Here is a 21,566-nt window from a genome sequence, read left to right as displayed (position 1 = left end):
GAAGCACCCAGCACGCGATGGATAAGACCATCAACCAAACGCTTGTTAGATGATATAGTATATGGCATGACGAAGAAGCAAGACAACCCACTCCCGCGCAGAGATGCGATCCTGGCGGCTGCGGCGAGTCGGTTCCGGCGACAGGGTTTCGAGCGCACCTCGGTGCGCGAGATTGCCCAGGCCATGGGCATGACTTCGGGTTCGATCTTCTACCACTTCGCCACCAAGGAGGAACTGCTGGTGGCGATCATGGAGGAGGGCGTTCGCGACATCATGCAGTCGGTGCGCGACGGGCTGGCTGGCGAGACGCGCCTGCCCGAGCGGCTGCTGTCGATGGTGCGCAGCCACCTGAAAGCTTTGCTGGGTACGAGGTTCGACGCCATGACCGTGCTGCTCTACGAGTGGCGCAGCCTTTCGCCGGCCGCGCAGACCCGGGTGATGGCAACGCGCGATGCCTACGAGGCCTTGTGGATGGTGCCGATCAGCGAGGCTGCGGCGCAGGGCTTGGTCGACACCGATGCCGTGCTGGTGCGCCAGACGGTGCTCGGCGCCCTCAACTGGACGGCGCAGTGGTACCGGCCTGGCGGGCGTCTGGACGTCGATGCGTTGGCGCAGCGCATGTACACGATGCTGTTTCCTCGTGTGGTCGCATCCGATGTGCAAGGTGCGGCATGCGCAAGTAGGTCGAAGGCTATCGGTACCCCTTCGGAGAGCCCGGGAGCAGGGCCGTCCGAAACAGTACCTTCTTTGAATTGAAAGCTAAACAGGAGAAAAGCAGCTATGAAATCGACCATGATGCAAGTGCCGCTCTCGCTCAATCATTTCCTGGAGCGGGCCAAGCTGTACCACCCGAAGGTGGAGATCGTATCGAGGATGCCCGACAAGTCCCTGCATCGCCATACCTACGCCGACTTCCACCGTCGGGCCAAGGGTCTGGCCGAGGCGCTGGTCAAGGCCGGCATCCAGCCCGGTGACCGGGTCGCAACCCTGATGTGGAACCATTACGCCCACCTCGAGTGCTACTTCGGCATTCCGGCGGCCGGCGCGGTGATGCATAACCTCAACTTGCGCCTGTTCCCGCACGACATTGCGTTCACCGTCAACCACGCCAAGGACCGTTTCCTGATCGTCGACGATGTTTTGCTGCCGTTGCTGGCGCAGTTCGCCAAGGATGTCAACTTCGAGCGCATCATTGTGGTGCCGCTGACAGGCAAGCCGGTGCCGCAGGGGTACGAGGACTATGAAGGCTTCATCGGTGGAGCGACTGATGACTTCAGATGTGTTGAAGTCGATGAAAACGCGCCCTGCGGCATGTGCTACACCTCGGGCACCACGGGCAGCCCCAAGGGTGTCGTCTATTCGCACCGCTCCACCGTGCTGCACACGCTCGTGGCGGCACTGCCAGGGGGGATCAACGTGTCGGGTACTGACACAGTGCTGCCGGTGGTGCCAATGTTCCACGCCAACGCATGGGGTTTGCCATTCGTCTCAACTTTCGTCGGTGCCAAGCTGGTGTTTCCCGGCCCGCACCTCGACTCAGAATCGCTGCTCGACTTGTACCAGCGCGAGCGGGTCACCGTCACCGGTGGTGTGCCCACCATCTGGTTGTCGCTGCTGCAAACGCTGCGCGCAAACCCGGGCAAGTACGACCTGGTGCCTGGCATGCGCATGATGGTGGGCGGCTCTGCGGCACCCGAATCCTTGTTCCGTGGTTTCGATGAGTTTGGTCTTGAAGTCGGCACTGCTTGGGGCATGACCGAGACTTCGCCGCTGGGTACCGTGTCCTCGCTCAAACCTTCCATGCGGGCACTGCCCAAGGAAGAGCAATATGCCTTCCGTATCAAGCAGGGCATGGCCGCGCCATTGGTTGAGATTCGGCTGGTCGGCGACAACGGTGAAGTACCGTGGGATGGGCGGTCGGTCGGCGAGATTCAGGTGCGTGGGCCATGGATTACCGGCTCTTATCACGATCTGCCCATCAACGAAAGCAGCTTTACTGCCGATGGCTGGCTGCGCACAGGTGATGTCGGCTGCATCGACTCCGAGGGTTTTCTGCAGTTGACCGATCGCACCAAGGATTTGATCAAGTCGGGCGGCGAATGGATTAGTTCGGTCGATCTGGAAAACGCCGTGATGGGGCATCCGGCGGTGCTGGAGGCAGCTGTGATCGCGGTGCCGCACCCGCGCTGGGCCGAGCGGCCGCTGGCGGTGGTGGTGTTGCGCCCTGGCATGAGTGCCACTGGGGAAGAGATTCGCGATCATCTGGCCAAGACGTTCGCCAAGTGGCAGTTGCCCGAAGGTTTCGCTTTCGTGAATGAAATCCCGCGTACTTCGACCGGCAAGTTCCTCAAGACCAAGCTGCGGGAGATGTACAAGGACTGGAAGTGGGAGTGAGCCGTGATTGAAGGGGCCGGCTTCGGGCTGCGTTCTTGCCGGTTTTGAATTGTTTATTTTTTAACCCTATGGAGATAAAGTGAAGATATTGGTCGCTGTCAAGCGGGTGCTGGACTACAACGTCAAGGCCCGCGTCAAGTCCGACGGTTCGGGAGTCGATCTCGCGAACCAGAAATTGTCCATGAACCCGTTCGACGAGATCGCCTGCGAAGAGGCGGTGCGCCTCAGGGAGGCCGGTGTCGCTTCTGAAGTGATCGTCGTGTCCTGTGGCCCGACCGCTTGCCAGGAGACGCTGCGCAGCGCGATGGCCATCGGCGCCGATCGCGCCGTGCTGGTTGAAACCGACGCCGCGCTCGAACCGCTCGCGGTGGCCAAGCTGATGCAGCATGTGGCCCAAAAAGAGGGCGTTCAGTTCGCCATCTTCGGCAAGCAGGCGATTGATGACGACGCTGGCCAGACTGGCCAAATGTTTGGCGCGCTGATGGGCTGGGCCCAAGCCAGCTTCGCCTCCAAGGTGCAGATCGGCGGCGACACCGCCACCATCACGCGCGAGATCGACGGCGGCCTGGAAACCCTGGCCATGAAGCTGCCGGCCGTGATCACGACCGACCTGCGCCTGAACGAGCCGCGCTTCATCACGCTGCCCAACATCATGAAGGCCAAGAAAAAGCCGATGGAGGTGATCAAGGCGGCCGAGCTCGGCATCGACATCGCGCCGCGCACCGTGACCCTGCACGTCAGCGAGCCGCCGACCCGCAAGGCCGGCATCAAGGTGGCCGACACGGCCGAACTCGTCAAACGACTCAAAGAAGAAGCGAAGGTGATCTGATGACAACCCTGATCATTGCGGAACACGACAACGCCGTACTCAAAGCGGCCACGCTGAACACGATTGCCGCGGCCACGCGCATCGGCGGCGACATCCATGTGCTGGTGGCGGGCCGCAACTGCGCTGCCGTGGCCCAGACTGCGGCGGCGGTTGCGGGCGTGAGCAAGGTGCTGCACGCCGACGCGGCGCACTACGAGGCCCATATGGCCGAGAGCCTGGCCGAGCTGGTGCGCTCACGCGTGCGCGCCGATGCGGGCTACACCCATGTGCTGGCACCGGCGACGGCCTTTGGCAAGAACGTGCTGCCGCGCGTGGCGGCCTTGCTGGACGCCTCCCAGGTGTCGGACGTGATCGCGATCGAGTCGCCCGACACCTTCCTGCGCCCGTTCTATGCCGGCAACGCGCTGGCCCGCGTGCAATCAAAGGATGCCATCAAGGTGCTGAGCATTCGCACCACCGCCTTCGACCCGGTCGGTTCGGGCGGCACGGCAGCGGTCGAGACGCTGGACGCGGCTGGCGATCTCGGCTTGACCACCCTGGTCGGGCGTGAGGTGGTGAAGCTGGAGCGCCCGGAACTCGCCGCTGCAACGGTCATCGTATCGGGCGGACGCGGACTGGGCGCGGCCGACAAGTTTCACGCCGTGCTGGAGCCGCTGGCCGACAAGCTTGGCGCGGCGATCGGCGCCTCGCGCGCCGCCGTCGACGCCGGCTACGCGCCCAACGACTACCAGGTCGGCCAGACCGGCAAGATCGTGGCACCCCAGTTGTACGTGGCGGTCGGCATCTCGGGCGCCATCCAGCACCTGGCCGGCATGAAGGACAGCAAGGTGATCGTTGCGATCAACAAGGACGCCGAAGCGCCGATCTTCCAGGTGGCCGACTATGGGCTGGTGGCGGATCTGTTCACAGCGGTGCCCGAATTGGTGACTGCGTTATAGGTCGCAGCGGATGCCGAGGTAAAGCAGAGGCCAGGCTTGTTCCTGGCAGGATGGTCGGCGGCACCGGTCAAACAATTCAAAATGCAGGAGACATCGATCATGAACCCATCAACCTCCGTCATCGCTGGTGTGCCATCCCCTGGCGCAATTGCCCGCGTGGCCATCGGCGACTTCCTGCGCCGCTCGGCAGCTCGAGACCGCGCCAAGACGGCGTTCGTGCTCGGCGATCAGCGCATGAGCTACGGTGAGCTCGATGAGCGCGTGACCCGCTGCGCCAATGCCTTGCTGGCCGCTGGCTTGGTGCGAGGTGACCGCGTGACCACGCTATGCAATAACTCGCTTGAGTTCCTGGTGGCCATGTTCGGCATCCATCGCGCCGGCCTGATCTGGGTGCCGATCAACACCGGCCTGGGGCTGGATGACGTTCGCTACATCATCGACCACTCTGAGGCGCGCTTCCTGCTTGTGGATGCCGCTCTGCTGGTGCGCCCGGAGTTGCGTGCAGCCATCGAGGCGCAGCCCGGTCGCGGATGGGTGCTGGAAGGCGAGGGGGCTGGGGCTTTCAGCAGCTTCGCTGCAGCGATTGCTGCGCAGTCTGCCACTGAGTCCGAGGTTGAAATTCATGACCGCGACGTAGCCCAGATCATGTACACCAGCGGAACCACCGGCCGCCCTAAGGGGGTGATGCAAAGCCATTTGTCGGTGGTGATGGCAGCGATGAACAACGCGCTTGAGTTGGGGGTGTGGCGCGATGCCGTGAACATTGCCGTGCTGCCCCTCTTTCATTGCGCCCAGCACACGCTGATGTGCGGTGTGCTGGCGGGCGGCGGCACGGTGATTGTGATGCGCGCTTTCGAACCCGCCGCCATGCTCGACGCCATCGAGCGTGAACGGGTGACCTTGCTGGTGGGCTTGCCGCAGATGCACCAGGCCATGCTCGATCATCCCTCGCGCCCGGGGCGAGACCTGTCGAGCCTGCGCATGTGCGTGTACGCCATGGCGCCCATGGCCGAGACCCTGCTGCGCCGCCTGATCGCCGAGTTCTGCCCGAATTACTCATTGGCCACCGGTCAGACCGAGATGTACCCGCTCACCATGGCCTTCCGGCCGGAAGAGCAGCTTAAACGCTTTGGTTCCTACTGGGGCGTCAGTGCATTGATCAACGACACGGCGGTGATGGACGACGCGGGCCAGCTGCTCGGCCCCGGCGAGGTCGGCGAGATCGTGCACCGCGGTCCGAACGTGATGGAGGGCTACTACAAAAATCCCGAAGCCACCGCTGAGGCACGCGCTTTCGGCTGGCACCACACCGGTGACCTAGGCATGTGGGTCGATGGACAGATGATGTTCAGGGACCGCAAGAAGGACATGATCAAGACCGGCGGCGAAAACGTGCCGTCCATCAAGGTCGAGGCCACGTTGCTGCGCCACCCGGCGGTGGCCAATGTGGCGGCGGTTGGTTTGCCGCACCCGCGCTGGATCGAGGCGGTCACCGCCTTCGTGGTGCTCAAGCCAGGGGCGCAGGCCGACGAGGCCGAGTTGATCAACCACTGCAAGGAGCATCTCGGTGGCTTTGAGGTGCCCAAGGCGATCCGCATCGTCGATGCCTTGCCGATGACCTCCACCGGCAAGATTCAAAAGCATCCGCTGCGTGACAGCTATCGCGCCCTGTACGAGGACATTGAACGATAGGTGTCGGGAAGGTCATGGGGTGTGCAACACACGCCCGCGCCTGTGACCAGGCTGCTTGCAAGGCGTGCTTCGGCTTGCGGTCCTAACTAACCACCGTTCTATCAATATGTTCGCATGACGTTTATCGAAACCAGCCGGTTTCCGGCAGGCGCGGACAGTCGCCCTTGATCCTTGATCCTTGATCCTTGTTCATCCCACCGTCAGAAAGGTTTTCCATGTCCGTCGTTCCTGCCATCTTGCTTGCGGTTGATGCCGACGGCATTGCGACCCTGACCCTCAACCGGCCCGATCAGCTCAATGCCTTCGATCTTGAGATGGTGGATGCTTGGCGCGCAGCACTTGAGCAGGCCGAAGCTGATGAGCGAGTCAAGGTGATCGTGGTCACCGGTGCCGGACGCGCCTTCTGTGCGGGTGGCGACTTCGAGGAAATGGCTAAGTTCAGTGAAATGGACAGCATGGGACGCAAGGATTTTCTGTACCGCCACGTGCATCGCATTGCGCTCACGCTGGAGCGGATGGAAAAACCGGTCATTGCCGCTGTCAACGGCGCTGCGCGAGGCGCTGGCTGCGACATGGCCTTGATGTGCGATATCCGCTTGATGGCCAGCTCGGCCACGCTGGCCGAGAGTTATATCAACATCGGACTGATGGCCGGTGATGCCGGTGCCTGGTACTTGCCGCGACTGATAGGCACGGCGCGCGCGCTCGAGTTGTTCTGGACCGGTCGCGTGGTGGGGGCGGAAGAGGCCGACCGCATTGGCATGGTCAATCGCGTGGTGCCCGATGCCGAACTGATGACCGCCACCTACGATATGGCGCGCACCATTGCCGCCAAGCCGCAGCAGGCGGTTCGCTTCTTTCGCCGCGCCGTCTACCAAAGCCAGACCATGGCGCTCGCCACACACCTGGACATGGTGTCCTCGCACATGGCGGTGCTCGAAGACACGCCCGAGCATCGCGCCGGCATTGCGGCCTTCCGCACCCGCTCACGCGCCAGCAAGTAGAAAAGGGCGTTGCCGTGCAAGGTATTCTGAGTGGCATCACCGTCGTCGATCTGTCTCGCTTGATAGCCGGGCCTTACGCGGCCATGGTGCTGGCCGACCTGGGCGCCCGCGTCATCAAGGTCGAAGCCATGACAGGCGAGGAGGGGCGGCATTTCGGCCCGCCGTTTTATGGCGACTCCAGCGTCGCTTTCATGACCTGCAACCGGGGCAAAGAGTCGATCGCGCTGGACATACGCACCCCTGCCGGGCGCTCGGTGCTGGAGCGGCTGATTTCAAAAGCCCAGGTTCTGGTGCACAACTTTCGCCCCGACTTTGCCGAGACACATGCGCTGACCTACGACGCGGTGCGGCGCATCAACCCGACGCTGGTGTACTACATGGTCAGCGCCTTCGGTGAGCAGGGCGACTACCGGCTCAGGCCCTCGGTCGACAGCGTGGTGCAGGGCATGACGGGGGCCTTCTACGCCAGCGGGGAAGAGGGCAATCCACCGGTTCGTATCGGCTTGCCGATCATCGATGTGGCGTCCGGCATGTGCGGCGCGTTGGGCGTGCTGGCCGCGGTGATGCATTGGCAGCAGACCGGCCAGGGGCAGCGCGTGGAGTTGTCCCTGGTGGACACCATGTTCAATTTTCTTGCCAGCAAGGTGGGTGAATATGCGGTTGAGCAGCGCGAGCCGGTTCGTGCGGTGAACCTGCCGATTGCTGTGCCGAGCCGTCACTTTCGAGGCTCCGACGGTGCCTGGTTCAGCGTGTCGGTGGTGAATGAAGGTGCGTTCAAGCGGTTTTGCGCCGTCATCGAGCGGCTGGAGTGGCTCACCGATCCGCGTTACCAGCGCAATGCGGTGCGCATTGCCAACCGGCCGGCGCTGCTGGCTGAACTGGAGGCGATTTTCATCACCCGTTCGGCGGCTACCTGGGTGGCAGCCTTCGAGGCCGCCGATATTCCCTGTGGTCCGGTGAACACGGTGTCCGAGGCCATGGCCGACCCGGTGCTGGCCGCCCGTTTCGTGGAGCACCCCGAGATGCCGGGGCTGCCGCTGATCCCTTTTCCGGCGCAGCTGGCTGCAGGCATGCGCAAGATCGGTGAGATGCCGGCGCCTCCTGCGCTGGGGCAGCATACCGGGCAGGTGCTGGGCGAATTGGGCTACGGTGCGCCGGAGATTGCCCAACTGGTGCGCGACGGGGTCGTGCGCCTGCAAGAAACCGCCATGGCAAGCACAGCAGGAGGGAAGCCATGAGCCCGTCTTCCACCGACATCTTGTGGACCCCCCGCGCGGATCGCATCGCGGGTGCCGAGGTGACCCGTTTCCAACAATGGCTGGAACGCGAAAAAGGCCTGCGCTTTGCCGACTACGAGGCCTTGTGGCAATGGTCCGTGGATGACCTGGAGGGCTTCTGGCGCGCCATCGTCGAGTATTTCGAGTTGCCGCTCGACGACTGGAATGGCCCGGTTCTGAGCGATCGCCGGATGCCAGGCGCGCAATGGTTTGTGGGCGCGCGCACCAACTATGCGCGGCAGGTGTTCCGGCACGCCACGGACGCCAGACCGGCCATCGTCTTCCGCAATGAAGCGGGCGAGCGGGCGGACATGTCCTGGCGCACGCTGCAAGACCAGGTGGCGGCGCTGGCCCAGTGGCTGCGCGCGGCGGGCGTGGGGCCGGGCGACCGCGTGGTGGCCTACCTGCCCAATATTCCGCAGACCATCGTGGCTTTTCTGGCCACGGTTTCGGTGGGGGCGGTCTGGTCGGTGTGCTCGCCCGACATGGGGGCGCCCACGGTGCTGGACCGTTTCCGGCAGATCGATCCGAAGGTGTTGATCGCGGTCGATGGCTACCACTGGGGTGGCAAGCGCTTCGACCGGCGCGAAGCCGTGGCCACGCTGCTCGACGGGCTGCCCAGCGTCGAGCGCTGCGTGCTCTTGCCCTGCCTGGAGCGCAGCGCCAGCGCGGACGCGCTGCGCGGTGGCGTGCTCTGGAGCGAGGTGGTCAGCGCCCCGGCTGAACTGCGCATCGAGTCACTGCCTTTCGACCACCCGCTGTGGGTGGTGTATTCGTCGGGCACCACCGGCTTGCCCAAACCCATCGTGCACGGCCATGGCGGCATTGTGCTGGAGCAGGTCAAGCTGATGCGCCTGCACAACGACCTCGGTCCCGAAGACCGCTTCCACTGGTTTTCCACCACCGGCTGGATCATGTGGAACTGCCAGGTGGGCGGTTTGCTGGTGGGGGCGACGGCCTGCCTGTACGACGGCAACCCGGCCTGGCCCGACTACACCACGCTGTGGCGTTTCGCTGGGGAAGTCGGCGTGACGTTTCTGGGTGCCGGTGCGGCGTTTTATGCGGCCTGCCAGAAAGCCGATGTCGAGCCGCGCGAGGTGGGCGCGCTGGGGCCGCTGCGCACCGTGGGTTCGACCGGCTCGCCACTGTCCCCGGAAAGCTACCAGTGGATTGCCAAGCATGTCGGGCGCGATGTCTGGATCAACCCGATCTCCGGCGGCACCGACTTCGCCGGGGCCTTCGTCGGCGGCGTGCCGACCCTGCCCGTTGTCGTGGGAGAAATGCAGGGGCGCTGCCTTGGGGCGCGCGTCGAGGCCTTCAGCGAGCAGGGCCAGCTGGTCGTGGACGAGGTGGGTGAGTTGGTCTGCACCGCGCCCATGCCGTCCATGCCCCTCTACTTCTGGAACGACCCCGGCAACCGGCGCTATCTGGACAGTTATTTCGACATGTACCCCGGCGTCTGGCGGCATGGCGACTGGCTTCGCATCACACCGCGCGGCGGCGCAATCATCTACGGTCGCAGCGACACCACCATCAACCGCCACGGCGTGCGCATGGGCACGAGCGACATCTACAGCGTGGTCGAGGCGCTGCCCGAAGTGCTCGACAGCCTGGTGGTCGACCTTGAATATCTGGGGCGCGAAAGCTACATGCCGATGTTCGTCGTGCTGCGTCCGGGCGTGGCGCTGGACGCGCCGCTGATCGGGCGCATCCAGAGCGCCATCCGCGCGGCCGCGTCGCCGCGCCATGTGCCGGACGCGGTGTTTGCCGTGGCCGAGGTGCCGCGCACGCTCACCGGCAAGAAGCTCGAACTGCCGATCAAGAAGCTGCTGCTCGGCCAGCCCATCGACAAAGTGGTCAACCGCGATGCACTGACCAACCCCGCCAGCCTGGACTGGTTTCTTGAATTTGCACGCGGGCATGCCACGCAGAGCCGCTGATTTTCCCCAACTTTTTTTCACGAGGAAACACCATGAGCGATCAGGAAGTCATTTACGAAGTCAAGAACTTTGTCGCCACCATCACCATCAACCGACCCAAGACGCTCAACGCGTTCACCGGCGATACGATCAAAGAGATGGAGCGGCTGCTGGCCCAGGCCGGCAATGATCCGAAGGTCGGCGTGATCGTGCTGACCGGTACGGGCGAGCGCGCCTTTTGCGTCGGCGGTGATGTCAACTGGGAAAAGGGCGACAGCAGCGGCAAGAGCGGCCTGCAGGACCTGGAATTCAACTTCAACCGCCAGATCGCCGAATGCCCAAAGCCCGTGATCGCGCGCGTCAACGGCTACGCGATTGGCGCCGGTCACCACATTGCCTATTTCTGTGACTTCACGATTGCCGCCGAGCACGCGATCTTTGGCCAGAACGGCCCGCGCGTCGGTTCACCGGCGGGTGGTTACATCGTCTCGCATTCGGCCAATGTGCTTGGCCACAAGCGTGCGCGCGAGCTGTGGATGCTGTGCCGCCGCTACAGCGCGAAGCAGGCGTTCGACTGGGGCCTGGCCAATTCGGTGGTGCCCATGGCCCAGCTCGACGAAGAAGTGCAGAAGTACTGCGACGAATTGCTGTCGCTGTCGCCGACCTGCCTGAAGATCGTCAAGTGTTCGTTCTACCACCACATGGCCCCGATCATGGGCAAGGACATGAACGACCTGATCCAGGAAGTGGCACCCAACTATTTCAGTACCGGCGAGCAGCAGGAAGGGGCCAGCGCCTTTCTTGAAAAACGCAAGCCCGACTTCAGCAAATTCCGCTAACCGGTAATCTTTGTCCTGCGCGGCTCAGCGGGGAACTTTTAGAGACTGAAAAATGATGAACCAAGAACGTTACCCCGAGTTGCGCGCCGCCCTGCGCGATCTTTTTAAACGCTTCCCCGACGAGTACTTTCGCAAGATTGACGATGCCCGTGCTTACCCCGAGGCGTGTGTGGACGCGCTGACCAGGGCCGGCTGGCTGGCGGTGATGATTCCGCAGGAGTACGGCGGAGCTGGCTTGGGTCTGGCCGAAGCCTCGGTGGTGATGGAAGAGGTCAACCGCTGCGGCGGCAATGCCGGCGCCTGTCACGGCCAGATGTACAACATGGGCACCTTGCTGCGCCATGGCTCGGATGAGCAGAAGCGCCTCTACCTGCCCAAAATTGCCAGCGGCGATCTGCGCCTGCAGTCCATGGGCGTGACCGAGCCAACCACAGGCACCGACACCACCAAAATCAAGACCACCGCGGTCAAGCAGGGCGACCGCTATGTGGTCAATGGCCAGAAGGTCTGGATCTCGCGGATTCAGCACTCCGACCTCATGATTTTGCTGGCACGCACCACCCCGCTCAAAGATGTGAAGCGCAAGTCAGAGGGCATGTCGATCTTCATCGTTGACCTGCACCAGGCCATTGGCCAGGGCATGACGGTGAACCCGATCCGCAACATGGTTAACCACGAGACCAATGAGCTGTTTTTTGACAACCTCGAAATCCCGGCCGAGAACCTGATCGGCGAGGAGGGCAAAGGTTTCAAGTACATCCTGGACGGACTGAACGCTGAGCGCACGCTGATTGCCGCCGAGTGCATTGGCGACGCCCGCTGGTTCGTCGAGCGCAGCGCCCGCTATGCCAGTGAGCGCCGCGTGTTTGACCGCCCGATCGGGCAGAACCAGGGCGTGCAGTTTCCCCTGGCCGAGGCACACATCGAGACCGAGGCCGCTGACCTGATGCGCTGGCGTGCCTGCGAGCTGTTTGACGCCCACCAACCGTGTGGCGCAGAGGCCAATATGGCCAAGTACCTGGCCGCCAAAGCCTCCTGGGAGGCGGCCAACACCGCCATTCAGACCCATGGCGGCTTTGGTTTCGCCTGCGAATACGACATCGAGCGCAAGTTCCGCGAAACCCGGCTGTACCAGGTGGCGCCGATCTCCACCAACCTGATCCTGAGCTACGTGGCCGAACACGTGCTGGATCTGCCCCGTTCATTCTGAAAGAAATTGCCATGCGTCCATTGGAAGGAATGCTGATCGTTACGCTGGAGCACGCGATTGCCGCGCCGTTCTGCACCCGCCAACTGGCCGACCTCGGCGCGCGCGTCATCAAGGTCGAGCGCCCGGGTGAGGGCGACTTCGCCCGCGCCTACGACAGCCGGGCCCACGGCTCGGCTTCCCACTTCGTCTGGTGCAACCGCTCCAAGGAAAGCCTGACGCTCGACCTCAAGCACCCAGATGCCCGCGCCGTGCTGCAAAAGCTGGTGGAGCGCGCCGACGTGCTGGTGCAGAATCTGGCGCCCGGTGCTGCCGCGCGCATGGGACTGGACCACGCCAGCCTGGCGCCGGTCAATCCGCGCATCGTGGTGTGCGACATCTCGGGCTACGGCGACGGCGGCCCCTGCACCGAGAAAAAAGCCTATGACCTGCTGATCCAGAGCGAGGCCGGTTTTGTCTCCGTCACGGGCACGCCCGAACAGCCCTCCAAGGCCGGCCTGTCGATTGCCGACATCGCCGCCGGCATGTACGCTTACAGCAGCGTGCTGGCCGCCTTGCTGGAGCGTGGGCGCACCGGGCGCGGCCAGCGGCTCGAAATCTCGATGCTCGAAGCCATGTCCGAATGGATGGGCTTCCCGCTCTATTACACGCTGGACGGCCAGCCGCCGCCGCCGCGTGCCGGCGCCTCGCACGCCGCCATTTACCCCTACGGCCCCTTTGCCTGCGGCGACGGCAAGCAAGTGGTGCTGGCGGTGCAGCACGACCGCGAATGGGCCACCTTCTGCAACCAGGTGTTGCAATTGCCCGAGCTGACCGCACAGTACCTGGGCAACGCCAACCGGCTGGCCCAGCGCGAGAAACTGCGCGGCATCATCGAAGGCGTCTGCGCCACCCTGACCGCGGCGCAACTGGTGGCGCGGCTGGATGCGGCGCAAATCGCCAATGGCCAGCTCAACGAGATGGCCGACCTGTGGAAGCACCCGCAACTCGCGGCGCGCGGGCGCTGGACCGAGATCGGCTCGCCCGGCGGCACGTTGCCGGCGCTGTACCCGCCGCACCACGTCAATGGCAGCGAGCCGCCGCCGCCCATGGGGCCGGTGCCTGCGCTGGGCCAGCACACCGAAGCCATCCTGACCGAGCTCGGCTACGGCGAGACTGACATTGCCCGGCTGCGTGCGGACAAAGCCATCTGACTGCGAGATCGATGCCATGACCCTGGATACAAACCCGAGCGCGACGCTGGCTGCCTTTGCCGCCGATCTGTCATTCGACACCATTCCGGCGCCGGTGCTGCGCCGCACCGAAGACCTGTTCCTCGACTGGTACGCCTCCGCGCTGGCGGGCAAGGGCGCCCGGCCGGTCGAGGCCATCGAAGCCTATGCCCGCACCATGGGGCCGGACTCGGGCCGCGCCGAGGTGCTGATCTCGCGCCGCACCACCTCGCCCCATTTCGCCGCGATGGTCAACGCGGCCGCCTCGCACTTCGCCGAGCAGGATGACGTCCACAACGGCTCGGTGTTTCATCCCGCGGCCGTCGTGTTCCCGGTGGCGCTGGCCATCGCGCAGGACATCGGTGCCAGCGGCCGCGAGTTCCTGGCCGCCGTGGTGGCGGGCTATGAAGTCGGCATTCGTGTGGGCGAGTTCCTGGGCCGCTCGCACTACCGCATCTTTCACACCACGGCCACCGCCGGCACGCTGGCCGCCGCCGCAGCGGCCGGACGGCTGCTCAAGCTCGATGCCGCCACCATGCTGCATGCCTTCGGCAGCGCCGGCACACAAGCCGCCGGACTGTGGGAGTTTTTGCGCGACGCCGCCGACTCCAAGCAGCTGCACACCGCGCACGCGGCATCCTGCGGTCTGACCTCGGCCTACCTGGCGCGAAGCGGTTTTACCGGCGCGCGCCAGATTCTGGAAGGCGCGCAGGGCATGGCCGCGGGCATGTCGAGCGACGCCGATCCGGCGCGCCTGACCGACCGCCTGGGCCAGCGCTGGGCCACGGCGGAAACCTCGTTCAAATACCACGCCTCGTGCCGCCACACCCACCCCAGCGCCGATGCGCTGCTGACGCTGATGCAGACGCACGGCGTGAAAGCCGACGACATCGAAAGCGTCACCACCCAGGTGCACCAGGGCGCCATCGACGTGCTGGGCCGCGTCACCGTGCCGGCCACCGTGCACCAGGCCAAGTTCTCGATGGGCACGGTGCTGGCGCTGGCGGCCGAATACGGCTTTGCCGGGCTGAATGAATTTGAAGCGCATTACCTCGCGCCGCGCGTGGCCGCCTTGCGCGACCGCGTGACCATGCAGCTCGACGCCGAGGTCGATCAGGCCTACCCGCAGCGCTGGATCGGCAAGGTGACGGTGACGACGCGCGATGGCCGCAGCTTGAGCGCGCGGGTCGATGAGCCCAAAGGCGACCCCGGCAACACACTGACGCGCGCCGAGATCGAAGACAAGGCGCAGCGCCTGGCAGCCTACGGCAAGGGGGCTACGCCTGCCGAGGTTCAGGCGCTGATCGCGCGCGTCTGGGCGGTGGCCGAGGCGCCGCGCATGGACCGCTGGTTGGAGGCACGCGCATGACAGCCCATACCTCTGGCCCAAAGGCTTTGCTGCATGCCTATCTTTTTGTGCCCGCCGACCGGCCCGAGCGCATTGCCAAGGCGCGCGCCAGCGGTGCCGACGCGGTGATTGTTGACCTGGAAGACGCAGTGGCCCCCGAGGCCAAAGTGCGCGCGCGCGAGGCGCTGGCGGCGCTGCTGGACGAGGCCGCGCCGCTGGTGGTGCGCATCAACGCCGCCGGCACGCCCTGGTTTGACGATGACCTGGAACTGTGCCGCCACCCCGGCGTGGCCGCCATCATGCTGCCCAAGGCCGAAGGCATCGACGCCGTTTGCACCGTGGTCGAGACCACCTACCAGGACGTGCTGCCCATCATCGAGTCGGCGCGCGGCCTGCATGAGATGGACAGCATCGCACGCGTGCCGGGCGTGATCCGGCTGGCCTTTGGCAGCGTCGATCTGGCGCTGGATCTGGGCATTGAGTGTGCGCCCGATGGCACGGAAATCGAGCTGCTGGCCTTCCGCTCCCAACTGGTGCTGGCTTCGCGGCTGGCCGGGCTGGCGGCGCCGGTGGATGGTGTCAGCACCGCCATCGACGACCTGCAACGCTTGCAGGCCGACACCGAACGCTCACGTCGACTCGGCTTTGGTGCCAAGCTGTGTATCCACCCGAAGCAGCTGGCCACCGTCCAGGCGGTGTTCACGCCGAGCCCTGAACGGCTTGACTGGGCGCGCCGCGTCTGCAAAGCATTTGAAACGGCGGGTGGTTCCGCCGTGGCCGTGGACGGCCAGATGGTCGACCTGCCGGTGGTGCAGCGCGCGCGCGCCGTGCTGCGCGACGCGGGTCTGAGCGCCTGATTTTTTAACCCACTCCAATCGACTGGAATTCCTTATGACTCGCAAAGCCAAACCCATCCGCTCCGACATTGCCTGGAGTACCCCCGACCGCATCGAGGTGCACGGCAAGAGTCTGCCTGACGAAATCCTCGGCCATCTCAACCTGGGTGATATGGCCTTCTTGCAGATCGTCGGGCGCATGCCAACGCAGCAGGAGTCCAACGTCTTCAACGCCATCGCGGTGACGCTGGTCGAGCACGGCATCACGCCCAGTGCGCTGGTCGCGCGACTGACCTACGCCGGTGCGCCCGAGTCGTTGCAGGCCGCAGTGGCGGCCGGATTGTGCGGCCTGGGCAGCGTGTTCGTCGGCAGCACCGAAGGCACCGCCAAAATGCTCTACGAGGCCCTGCCACCCGGAACGAAAGGGGCTGACCTGGAGCGCATCGCCATCGACACCGTGGCAGCCTTTCGTGCCCGCGGCCAGATCATCCCCGGCCTGGGACATCCGCTGCACAAGCCGGTCGATCCGCGCGCCCCGCGCCTGTTCCAGATCGCCAAGGACAATGGCTTTTCCGGCGACTACATCCGGCTCGAACAACTGATCTGCGCCGAGGCCGAGCGCGTCGCTGGCAAGTCGCTTCCCGTCAACGCGACCGGCGCCATCGGCGCCATCAGCTGCGAGCTCGGGCTACCATGGAAAATTGTGCGCGGCATCGGCGTCCTGGCGCGTGCCATAGGGCTGGTGGGACACATCCTGGAAGAGAGCAAGAACCCGATGGCGGTCGAGATCTGGCAGCGGGTCGAAGACGAGGCCACCCAGCACATCAGACCACAAGGCGCCTGAAGCGCTGTGGCTGGCCTTGCAGGCACGATGCGCCCGCGTCGACCTATCGATTGAATTTTGCTGGACACCACTGGAGTATTGCGCAATGAATGACACGATCCTGAGAGAAGAACCCATCCACTGGGTGCAATCACCCCCGCAGCCTGCCGAGGCATCGAGCGTGGGAACCTTGTCGGTCGAGGCCCGCCAGCAGGCCTGGCCGGTGGCCGAGGTGCAGGCCCTGCTGGACCTGTCATTCCCTGAGCTGATGCACCGCGCGCAGACCGTGCACCGCGAGCACCACGACCCCACCGAGATGGAGCTGGCCACGCTGCTGTCCATCAAGACCGGCGGCTGCCCGGAGGACTGCGGCTACTGCCCGCAGTCGGTGCACTACGAGACCGGCGTGCCCGCCACCAAGATGATGACGCCCGAGGAAGTGCGCGAGGCCGTGCTCGGCGCCAAGGCGGCCGGCGCCTCGCGCTTCTGCATGGGTGCCGCCTGGCGAGCGCCCAACGACCGCGACCTGGAAAAGGTCGAGGAGTTGGTGCGCGTGATCAAGGACGAGGGCCTGGAGGCCTGCTGCACCCTGGGCATGCTCACGGGCGACCAGGCGCAACGCCTCAAGGGTGCTGGTCTGGACTACTACAACCACAACCTGGACACCGCGCCCGAGCTGTACGGCGACATCATCACCACCCGCGACTACCAGGACCGGCTGGACACGCTGGGCCACGTGCGCGGGGCCGGCATCCACGTCTGCAGCGGCGGCATCGTGGGCATGGGCGAGTCCCGCGCCGGGCGCGCCGGCCTGATCGCGCAACTGGCCAACCTGGCACCGTACCCCGAGTCGGTGCCGATCAACCACCTGGTCAAGGTGCCCGGCACGCCGCTGGCCGACGAGCCCGACCTCGACCCGCTGGAGTTCGTGCGCACCGTGGCGGTGGCCCGCATCACCATGCCCAGGGCCAAGGTGCGCCTGTCGGCCGGGCGCCGGCAGATGGACGAATCGACCCAGGTGCTGTGCTTCCTGGCCGGCGCCAACTCCATCTTCTACGGTGACAAGCTGCTGGTGACCGGCAATCCCGACGTGGAAGCCGACCAGGACCTGCTGGCCCGCACGGGCATGCACACCACGCGGGCGCACGCCTGACCTTGGCCCTGTCGATGGCCGAGGCTCCCTCCGTTCAAGCAAATCCCCTATGTTCCGCACCCTGCTGAAATCCAAAATCCACCGCGCCATCGTCACCCACTGCGAGCTGCACTACGAAGGCTCTTGCGGCATCGACGAAGACCTGCTGGAGGCGAGCAACATCCGCCCCAACGAACAGGTTCACATCTGGAACGTCAACAACGGCGAACGGTTCATCACCTACGCCATCAGGTCGCCGCGCGGCAGCGGCATCATTTCGCTCAACGGCTCGGCCGCCCGGCGCGCCAGCGTGGGCGACCTGGTGATCATCGCGGCCTTCGGCATGGTGCACGAAGACAAGCTCGACGAGGCCGTGCCCCAGCTGGTGTTCCCCGACGCTGCCAACCGCATCGTCGAGATCCGCAGCGAGCCCGCAGGTCCGCAGGCCGGCGACCCGGTCATCCTGCCCCTGGGCGCCGAGCTTTGACGCAGCCCGTGTCGGCCAACGCCGTGGCGCCAGCGCAGCCCTGGTGGGTCAACCTGTTCGGCCACAACCACCCCGCGATCCGCGCCGCGCTGATCGACCAGCTGCACACACTGGGCCACGTGATGCTTGCAGGCTTCACCCACGGGCCAGTGGTTGAACTCTCCGAACGCCTGGCCGCGCGCACCGGCCTTGGCCACGCCTTCTACGGCAGCGACGGTGCTAGTGCCACGGAGTTCGCGCTGAAGATGAGCGCCCACCACTGGCGCAATGCGGGCCGGGCAGGCAAGTGCCGGTTTGTCAGTGTCGCCGGGGGCTACCACGGAGAGACGGTGGGCGCGCTGGCCGTGACCGACATCGCGCTGTTCCGTGAAGCCTACGCGCCGCTGGTGCGCATGGCCGCCACCGTGCCCAGCCCCGACGCCAGGCAGGCCGCGCCCGGCGACACCCCGGCCGACGTGGCCGAGGGGGCCGCCGCCTCACTGGGCGACTGGCTGGCCGAACACGCGCACGAGACCGCTGCGGTGATCATCGAGCCGCTGATCCAGTGCGCCGCCGGCAAGGCCATGCACGACCCGCTGTACCTGAAATGTGAAACGCGCGCGTGAGCTTTGCGACCGGCACCAGGTGCACCTGGTGCTCGACGAAATCGCGGTCGGCTTCGGCCGCACCGGCACACTGTTCGCGCACGAGCAGGCGGGCATCCGCCCCGACTTTCTCTGCCTCTCCAAGGGCCTGACCGGCGGCACGCTGCCACTGTCGGTGGTGCTCACCACCGACGCGGTCTATGCCGCCTTCTACGACGACGAGGTGGCGCGCGGCTTCCTGCATTCGCACAGCTACACCTGCAACCCGCTGGCCTGCCGCGCCGCGCTGGCCACGCTGGACCTCTTCGCGCAGACCGACGCGCTGCGCCAGAACCTGGGCACCAGCGAGCGGCTGGCCGCGCAGTTCGCGCCGATCTCCAAGCACCCGCGTGTGCGCTTCGATCGACGCAAGGGCATGGTCTTCGCGTGGCACGTGCTCAGCACGCCTGCCCGACTTCGGCCGCCGCTATGCCTGCCGCGCGCTGGCGCAGGGGCTGCTGCTGCACCCCATCGGCCACACGATCTACGCCATCTTATCGACGATGCCCTGGTGCGACAGTAGTGGTCACGCCACCTCCAAATCCACCATCGCCTCGATGCACAGGTTGCGTTCGTACAGCAGCAACGCGCGGATCGCGCGCAGCCTGACCGCCAGGCACGAGGCGTCGGGAGCAAAAGCCAGCTCTTCGGTCAGCGCCGAGGTGCTGTCTGCCAGGGCCTCACGATGCCGCCCCGCCTTGAACAGCAAGGCGGAAAAGATCACCCGCACCCACATGTGGCCGAAAGGCGAAGGAGCCTCCCCGAACTTCACTTGCACCTCGCGCAAGGACTGGGGGGCCACGGTGAAACGTCAATTGCATTTGTGCGCATAGGCCAGAACCGTTTGTGCGGCGCCATAGTGGAATGGGTCCTGATCTTGTGGTCCTGCCGGCCACTGGCGCACAAAGACCTGGCATAGCGGCGCAAAAAAGCATCATGGGACGACGACGTTGTCCAAGGGCCTGCAACAACGCCAGCAAGCCGCTCTCGACCACCGCCGCCGCGTCAATGGCCCCCATCGCGACCGGCTCCGACGGGCCTCCGATCGCATTCAACAAGGAGCGAACAAAGAACACCTGGTCGCGCCAGGAAGCATCGAGTCCCACCCACACGGGGTCTGCGTCTTTGCAAGCGCGAAACCATCCGCCCATCAATGTCGTCTTGCCATAGCCGACCGGCGCAACGATGGCCACGATCCGTTCATGCATGGACAAGGGCGCAATCGCCCGCCGCGCCACTGTGGCCGTCGTCAGGTCAGGAGGAGCCCCCTCGACTGCCGCCTGGGAGGACGGCGCAGCAACAAGCTGCGGCCACCGAAATCCCGCGTTGGGTTGGGTCATGTCCTCAGACGCTCAGAAGGCGCACGACGACGCTGCCTCACGCTGGAGGTCCGGCCGCCCGGAATCGCGGCAGCGACACACCACCACCGACGGGTTCGCAAACCAACTCGACAGCCATGTCGAAAGTGACTGCTGAAGGGTCTGCGCCGATGAAGGAGCTGATCATCCGCGGACCTTCTTCGAGTTCGACCAGCAGCACCGCATAGGGCGTGTCCTGTTTGAAAGCCGGGCCGGGCGCCCGGTGAACCACGCTGAACGAATGCACCTTGGCGCGACCGCTGGCGGCCCGGTGCTCTAGGCGCTCGCTACCGCACTCACGGCAGATCGCCTGTTGGTAGAGCTGCACGTGGCCGCACGCTGGGCAGTGCTGCAGCAGCAGCTTGCCCTCCTGAATGCCGCGCCAATAGATGTCCGAATCTGCATCTGGCATCGGCTGTGGCTTGAGGTGGGCGTCTTTGAGGTTGATCACAGCGTGGCCTCCGTTCCCAGGATGGTGGTGGCGTTGGTCGCAAAACCGGCGCCCAGGCTGTGCACCAGGCCAAGTTCAGCGCCCGCGACCTGGCGTTCACCGCAGCTTCCGCGCAGCTGGTTGACGACCTCGTAGAAATGAAACAGCGAACCCGGCATGCCCGAGTGCGCAAACGACAGCAGGCCTCCATGGGTGTTGCAGGGGATGGCGCCGCCGTAGGTGATCTGCCCGTCTTCGACGAAGCGCCCACCTTCGCCCTTGGGGCAGAAGCCGAGGTCCTCCAGCATCATGATCACCGTGCCGGTGAAGCAGTCATAGATCCCGGCCACGTCGATGTCCTTGGGCCCGCAGCCGGCCATGGCGTAGGCCTTGGTGCTCGACTGCACCGCGCCCGTGGTGGTCAGCGAGGGCATCAAGAAGATGTGCTCGTGCGTGTAGCATTCGCCGCCGCCGAGGATGTAGATGGGCTTGGCAATTCCCAGCGCCCTGGCGCGCTCGGTCGAGGTGACGATGAAAGCTGCTGCGCCGTCGGAGATGAGCGAGCAGTCGAGCTTGTGGTAGGGCGTTGTCACCCAGCCGGAATTCAGCACGTCATCGACGCTCAGCGGATCGGTCATCTGCGCCCCCGGCGTGCGGCGTGCGTGTTCGCGGTGGATCACCGCCACCTTGGCAAATTGCTCGGAGGTGGTGCCGAACTCCTTCATGTGGCGATGCGCTGTCATGGCGAAGGTGTTGGCCACGGGAATGCCGAATGGCATTTCGTATTGCTGGTCCCGGCTTTCGGTCATCGAGCGCAGGGCCAGGTCGGGCGACAGACCAGTCAGCAAGCTGTCGCCGCCCACCACCAGAACGGTCTCGGCCAGGCCGCCAGCAATGGCGGCGGCGGCGATGTTGAACAGGGTGGCCGCCGTGGCGCCGGAGACCTGCATCGTGTTGGAGAACGTCGGCTGGATGCCGAGGTACTCACTGAAGGCTACGCTGAATCGGTGAAACGGCGAGGCGAAGGCGGAGCTGGAAAGCACGCCATCGACCTCGTGCTTGCCGATGCCGGCATCGGCAAGCGCCTTGCCTGCTGCGTCGGCGGCCAGCGCGAGCGCGCTCTTGCCCGGCACGCGGCCGACGGCCGAAATGCCGGCGCCGATGATCGCGGTTTCACCGCGGAGACTGCGCGGCGATGAGTTCGTTTGAGGGGTCATGA

The 21,566-nt window shown here is 65.1% G+C and carries 19 protein-coding genes and 1 pseudogene; 17 read left to right on the top strand and 3 right to left on the bottom strand.

Annotated elements, in window-relative coordinates; genetic code table 11:
• Nucleotides 1-66 precede the first annotated feature (66 nt).
• The 17 genes and pseudogenes from AC0GNO_RS11005 to AC0GNO_RS10925 form a co-directional block, all read left to right on the top strand.
• Complete coding sequence (locus AC0GNO_RS11005; protein ID WP_008905378.1) at nucleotides 67-756, top strand: TetR/AcrR family transcriptional regulator; 690 nt, start codon at nucleotides 67-69, stop codon at nucleotides 754-756.
• Between the two features lie 24 nt (nucleotides 757-780).
• Entirely contained in the window at nucleotides 781-2,394 is a 1,614-nt protein-coding gene (locus AC0GNO_RS11000; protein ID WP_008905379.1) for a long-chain fatty acid--CoA ligase, read from the top strand.
• A 79-nt stretch (nucleotides 2,395-2,473) separates the two neighbouring features.
• Nucleotides 2,474-3,223 (top strand): electron transfer flavoprotein subunit beta/FixA family protein, encoded by a 750-nt coding sequence (locus AC0GNO_RS10995; RefSeq protein WP_008905380.1) that lies wholly within the window; start codon nucleotides 2,474-2,476, stop codon nucleotides 3,221-3,223.
• Nucleotides 3,223-4,161, top strand: a complete 939-nt coding sequence (locus AC0GNO_RS10990) for an electron transfer flavoprotein subunit alpha/FixB family protein (protein WP_008905381.1) — start codon at nucleotides 3,223-3,225, stop codon at nucleotides 4,159-4,161. Before AC0GNO_RS10995 ends, AC0GNO_RS10990 begins: the two co-directional genes overlap by 1 nt.
• Nucleotides 4,162-4,260: 99 nt before the next feature.
• A complete protein-coding gene (locus AC0GNO_RS10985; protein ID WP_034694582.1) occupies nucleotides 4,261-5,853 on the top strand; it encodes an AMP-binding protein in 1,593 nt (530 codons plus the stop codon).
• Nucleotides 5,854-6,038: 185 nt separating this feature from the next.
• Complete coding sequence (locus AC0GNO_RS10980; protein WP_372659430.1) at nucleotides 6,039-6,857, top strand: enoyl-CoA hydratase/isomerase family protein; 819 nt, start codon at nucleotides 6,039-6,041, stop codon at nucleotides 6,855-6,857.
• Between the two features lie 14 nt (nucleotides 6,858-6,871).
• On the top strand, nucleotides 6,872-8,095 hold the full coding sequence (locus tag AC0GNO_RS10975) for a CaiB/BaiF CoA transferase family protein (RefSeq protein ID WP_085942575.1): 1,224 nt from the start codon (nucleotides 6,872-6,874) through the stop codon (nucleotides 8,093-8,095).
• A complete protein-coding gene (locus AC0GNO_RS10970; protein WP_008905385.1) occupies nucleotides 8,092-10,074 on the top strand; it encodes an acetoacetate--CoA ligase in 1,983 nt (660 codons plus the stop codon). Before AC0GNO_RS10975 ends, AC0GNO_RS10970 begins: the two co-directional genes overlap by 4 nt.
• A gap of 32 nt (nucleotides 10,075-10,106) precedes the next feature.
• On the top strand, nucleotides 10,107-10,892 hold the full coding sequence (locus AC0GNO_RS10965; protein ID WP_008905386.1) for an enoyl-CoA hydratase-related protein: 786 nt from the start codon (nucleotides 10,107-10,109) through the stop codon (nucleotides 10,890-10,892).
• Between the two features lie 52 nt (nucleotides 10,893-10,944).
• Nucleotides 10,945-12,102, top strand: coding sequence for an acyl-CoA dehydrogenase family protein (locus tag AC0GNO_RS10960; RefSeq protein WP_008905387.1), 1,158 nt, complete (start codon nucleotides 10,945-10,947; stop codon nucleotides 12,100-12,102).
• An 11-nt stretch (nucleotides 12,103-12,113) separates the two neighbouring features.
• Nucleotides 12,114-13,292, top strand: coding sequence for a CaiB/BaiF CoA transferase family protein (locus AC0GNO_RS10955; protein ID WP_034694532.1), 1,179 nt, complete (start codon nucleotides 12,114-12,116; stop codon nucleotides 13,290-13,292).
• Nucleotides 13,293-13,308: 16 nt separating this feature from the next.
• The gene (locus AC0GNO_RS10950; RefSeq protein ID WP_008905389.1) at nucleotides 13,309-14,679 is read left to right on the top strand and encodes an MmgE/PrpD family protein; all 1,371 of its coding nucleotides are present in this window, start codon (nucleotides 13,309-13,311) and stop codon (nucleotides 14,677-14,679) included.
• Nucleotides 14,676-15,515 carry an HpcH/HpaI aldolase/citrate lyase family protein gene (locus AC0GNO_RS10945; RefSeq protein WP_008905390.1) on the top strand — a complete coding sequence of 280 codons (840 nt, stop codon included), beginning with the start codon at nucleotides 14,676-14,678 and terminating at the stop codon, nucleotides 15,513-15,515. Before AC0GNO_RS10950 ends, AC0GNO_RS10945 begins: the two co-directional genes overlap by 4 nt.
• A 34-nt stretch (nucleotides 15,516-15,549) precedes the next feature.
• Complete coding sequence (locus AC0GNO_RS10940; RefSeq protein ID WP_008905391.1) at nucleotides 15,550-16,338, top strand: citryl-CoA lyase; 789 nt, start codon at nucleotides 15,550-15,552, stop codon at nucleotides 16,336-16,338.
• A gap of 85 nt (nucleotides 16,339-16,423) precedes the next feature.
• A complete protein-coding gene (gene bioB, locus AC0GNO_RS10935) occupies nucleotides 16,424-17,470 on the top strand; it encodes a biotin synthase BioB (protein ID WP_008905392.1) in 1,047 nt (348 codons plus the stop codon).
• A gap of 49 nt (nucleotides 17,471-17,519) precedes the next feature.
• A complete protein-coding gene (gene panD, locus AC0GNO_RS10930; protein WP_008905393.1) occupies nucleotides 17,520-17,936 on the top strand; it encodes an aspartate 1-decarboxylase in 417 nt (138 codons plus the stop codon).
• Nucleotides 17,933-19,053, top strand: a pseudogene (locus AC0GNO_RS10925) (aminotransferase class III-fold pyridoxal phosphate-dependent enzyme); the annotation flags it as partial. The gene panD and the pseudogene AC0GNO_RS10925, both read left to right, overlap by 4 nt.
• A 32-nt stretch (nucleotides 19,054-19,085) precedes the next feature.
• On the opposite strand, the gene AC0GNO_RS10920 reads toward AC0GNO_RS10925, so the two are convergent.
• The 3 genes from AC0GNO_RS10920 to AC0GNO_RS10910 all read right to left on the bottom strand — a co-directional run bounded on the left by AC0GNO_RS10920 (nucleotide 19,086) and on the right by AC0GNO_RS10910 (nucleotide 21,564).
• Nucleotides 19,086-19,337 carry a hypothetical protein gene (locus AC0GNO_RS10920; RefSeq protein WP_472904019.1) on the bottom strand — a complete coding sequence of 84 codons (252 nt, stop codon included), beginning with the start codon at nucleotides 19,335-19,337 and terminating at the stop codon, nucleotides 19,086-19,088.
• 599 nt (nucleotides 19,338-19,936) lie between these two features.
• On the bottom strand, nucleotides 19,937-20,368 hold the full coding sequence (locus tag AC0GNO_RS10915; RefSeq protein WP_008905395.1) for a Zn-ribbon domain-containing OB-fold protein: 432 nt from the start codon (nucleotides 20,366-20,368) through the stop codon (nucleotides 19,937-19,939).
• The gene (locus tag AC0GNO_RS10910) at nucleotides 20,365-21,564 is read right to left on the bottom strand and encodes a thiolase C-terminal domain-containing protein (RefSeq protein WP_472903941.1); all 1,200 of its coding nucleotides are present in this window, start codon (nucleotides 21,562-21,564) and stop codon (nucleotides 20,365-20,367) included. Before AC0GNO_RS10910 ends, AC0GNO_RS10915 begins: the two co-directional genes overlap by 4 nt.
• Nucleotides 21,565-21,566 lie beyond the last annotated feature (2 nt).

Source organism: Hydrogenophaga sp. L310 (assembly GCF_055703065.1).
Note: the sequence above shows the minus strand (reverse complement) of the source record. Positions and strands in the feature narration are given on the sequence as shown.

Coding starts and splice junctions, on each gene's coding strand:
- AC0GNO_RS11005 (WP_008905378.1), top strand. CDS start 67: ATGACGAAGAAGCAAGACAACCCACTCCCGCGCAGAGATGCGATCCTG.
- AC0GNO_RS11000 (WP_008905379.1), top strand. CDS start 781: ATGAAATCGACCATGATGCAAGTGCCGCTCTCGCTCAATCATTTCCTG.
- AC0GNO_RS10990 (WP_008905381.1), top strand. CDS start 3,223: ATGACAACCCTGATCATTGCGGAACACGACAACGCCGTACTCAAAGCG.
- AC0GNO_RS10985 (WP_034694582.1), top strand. CDS start 4,261: ATGAACCCATCAACCTCCGTCATCGCTGGTGTGCCATCCCCTGGCGCA.
- AC0GNO_RS10970 (WP_008905385.1), top strand. CDS start 8,092: ATGAGCCCGTCTTCCACCGACATCTTGTGGACCCCCCGCGCGGATCGC.
- AC0GNO_RS10965 (WP_008905386.1), top strand. CDS start 10,107: ATGAGCGATCAGGAAGTCATTTACGAAGTCAAGAACTTTGTCGCCACC.
- AC0GNO_RS10960 (WP_008905387.1), top strand. CDS start 10,945: ATGATGAACCAAGAACGTTACCCCGAGTTGCGCGCCGCCCTGCGCGAT.
- AC0GNO_RS10955 (WP_034694532.1), top strand. CDS start 12,114: ATGCGTCCATTGGAAGGAATGCTGATCGTTACGCTGGAGCACGCGATT.
- AC0GNO_RS10950 (WP_008905389.1), top strand. CDS start 13,309: ATGACCCTGGATACAAACCCGAGCGCGACGCTGGCTGCCTTTGCCGCC.
- AC0GNO_RS10945 (WP_008905390.1), top strand. CDS start 14,676: ATGACAGCCCATACCTCTGGCCCAAAGGCTTTGCTGCATGCCTATCTT.
- AC0GNO_RS10940 (WP_008905391.1), top strand. CDS start 15,550: ATGACTCGCAAAGCCAAACCCATCCGCTCCGACATTGCCTGGAGTACC.
- bioB (WP_008905392.1), top strand. CDS start 16,424: ATGAATGACACGATCCTGAGAGAAGAACCCATCCACTGGGTGCAATCA.
- panD (WP_008905393.1), top strand. CDS start 17,520: ATGTTCCGCACCCTGCTGAAATCCAAAATCCACCGCGCCATCGTCACC.
- AC0GNO_RS10910 (WP_472903941.1), bottom strand. CDS start 21,564: ATGACCCCTCAAACGAACTCATCGCCGCGCAGTCTCCGCGGTGAAACC.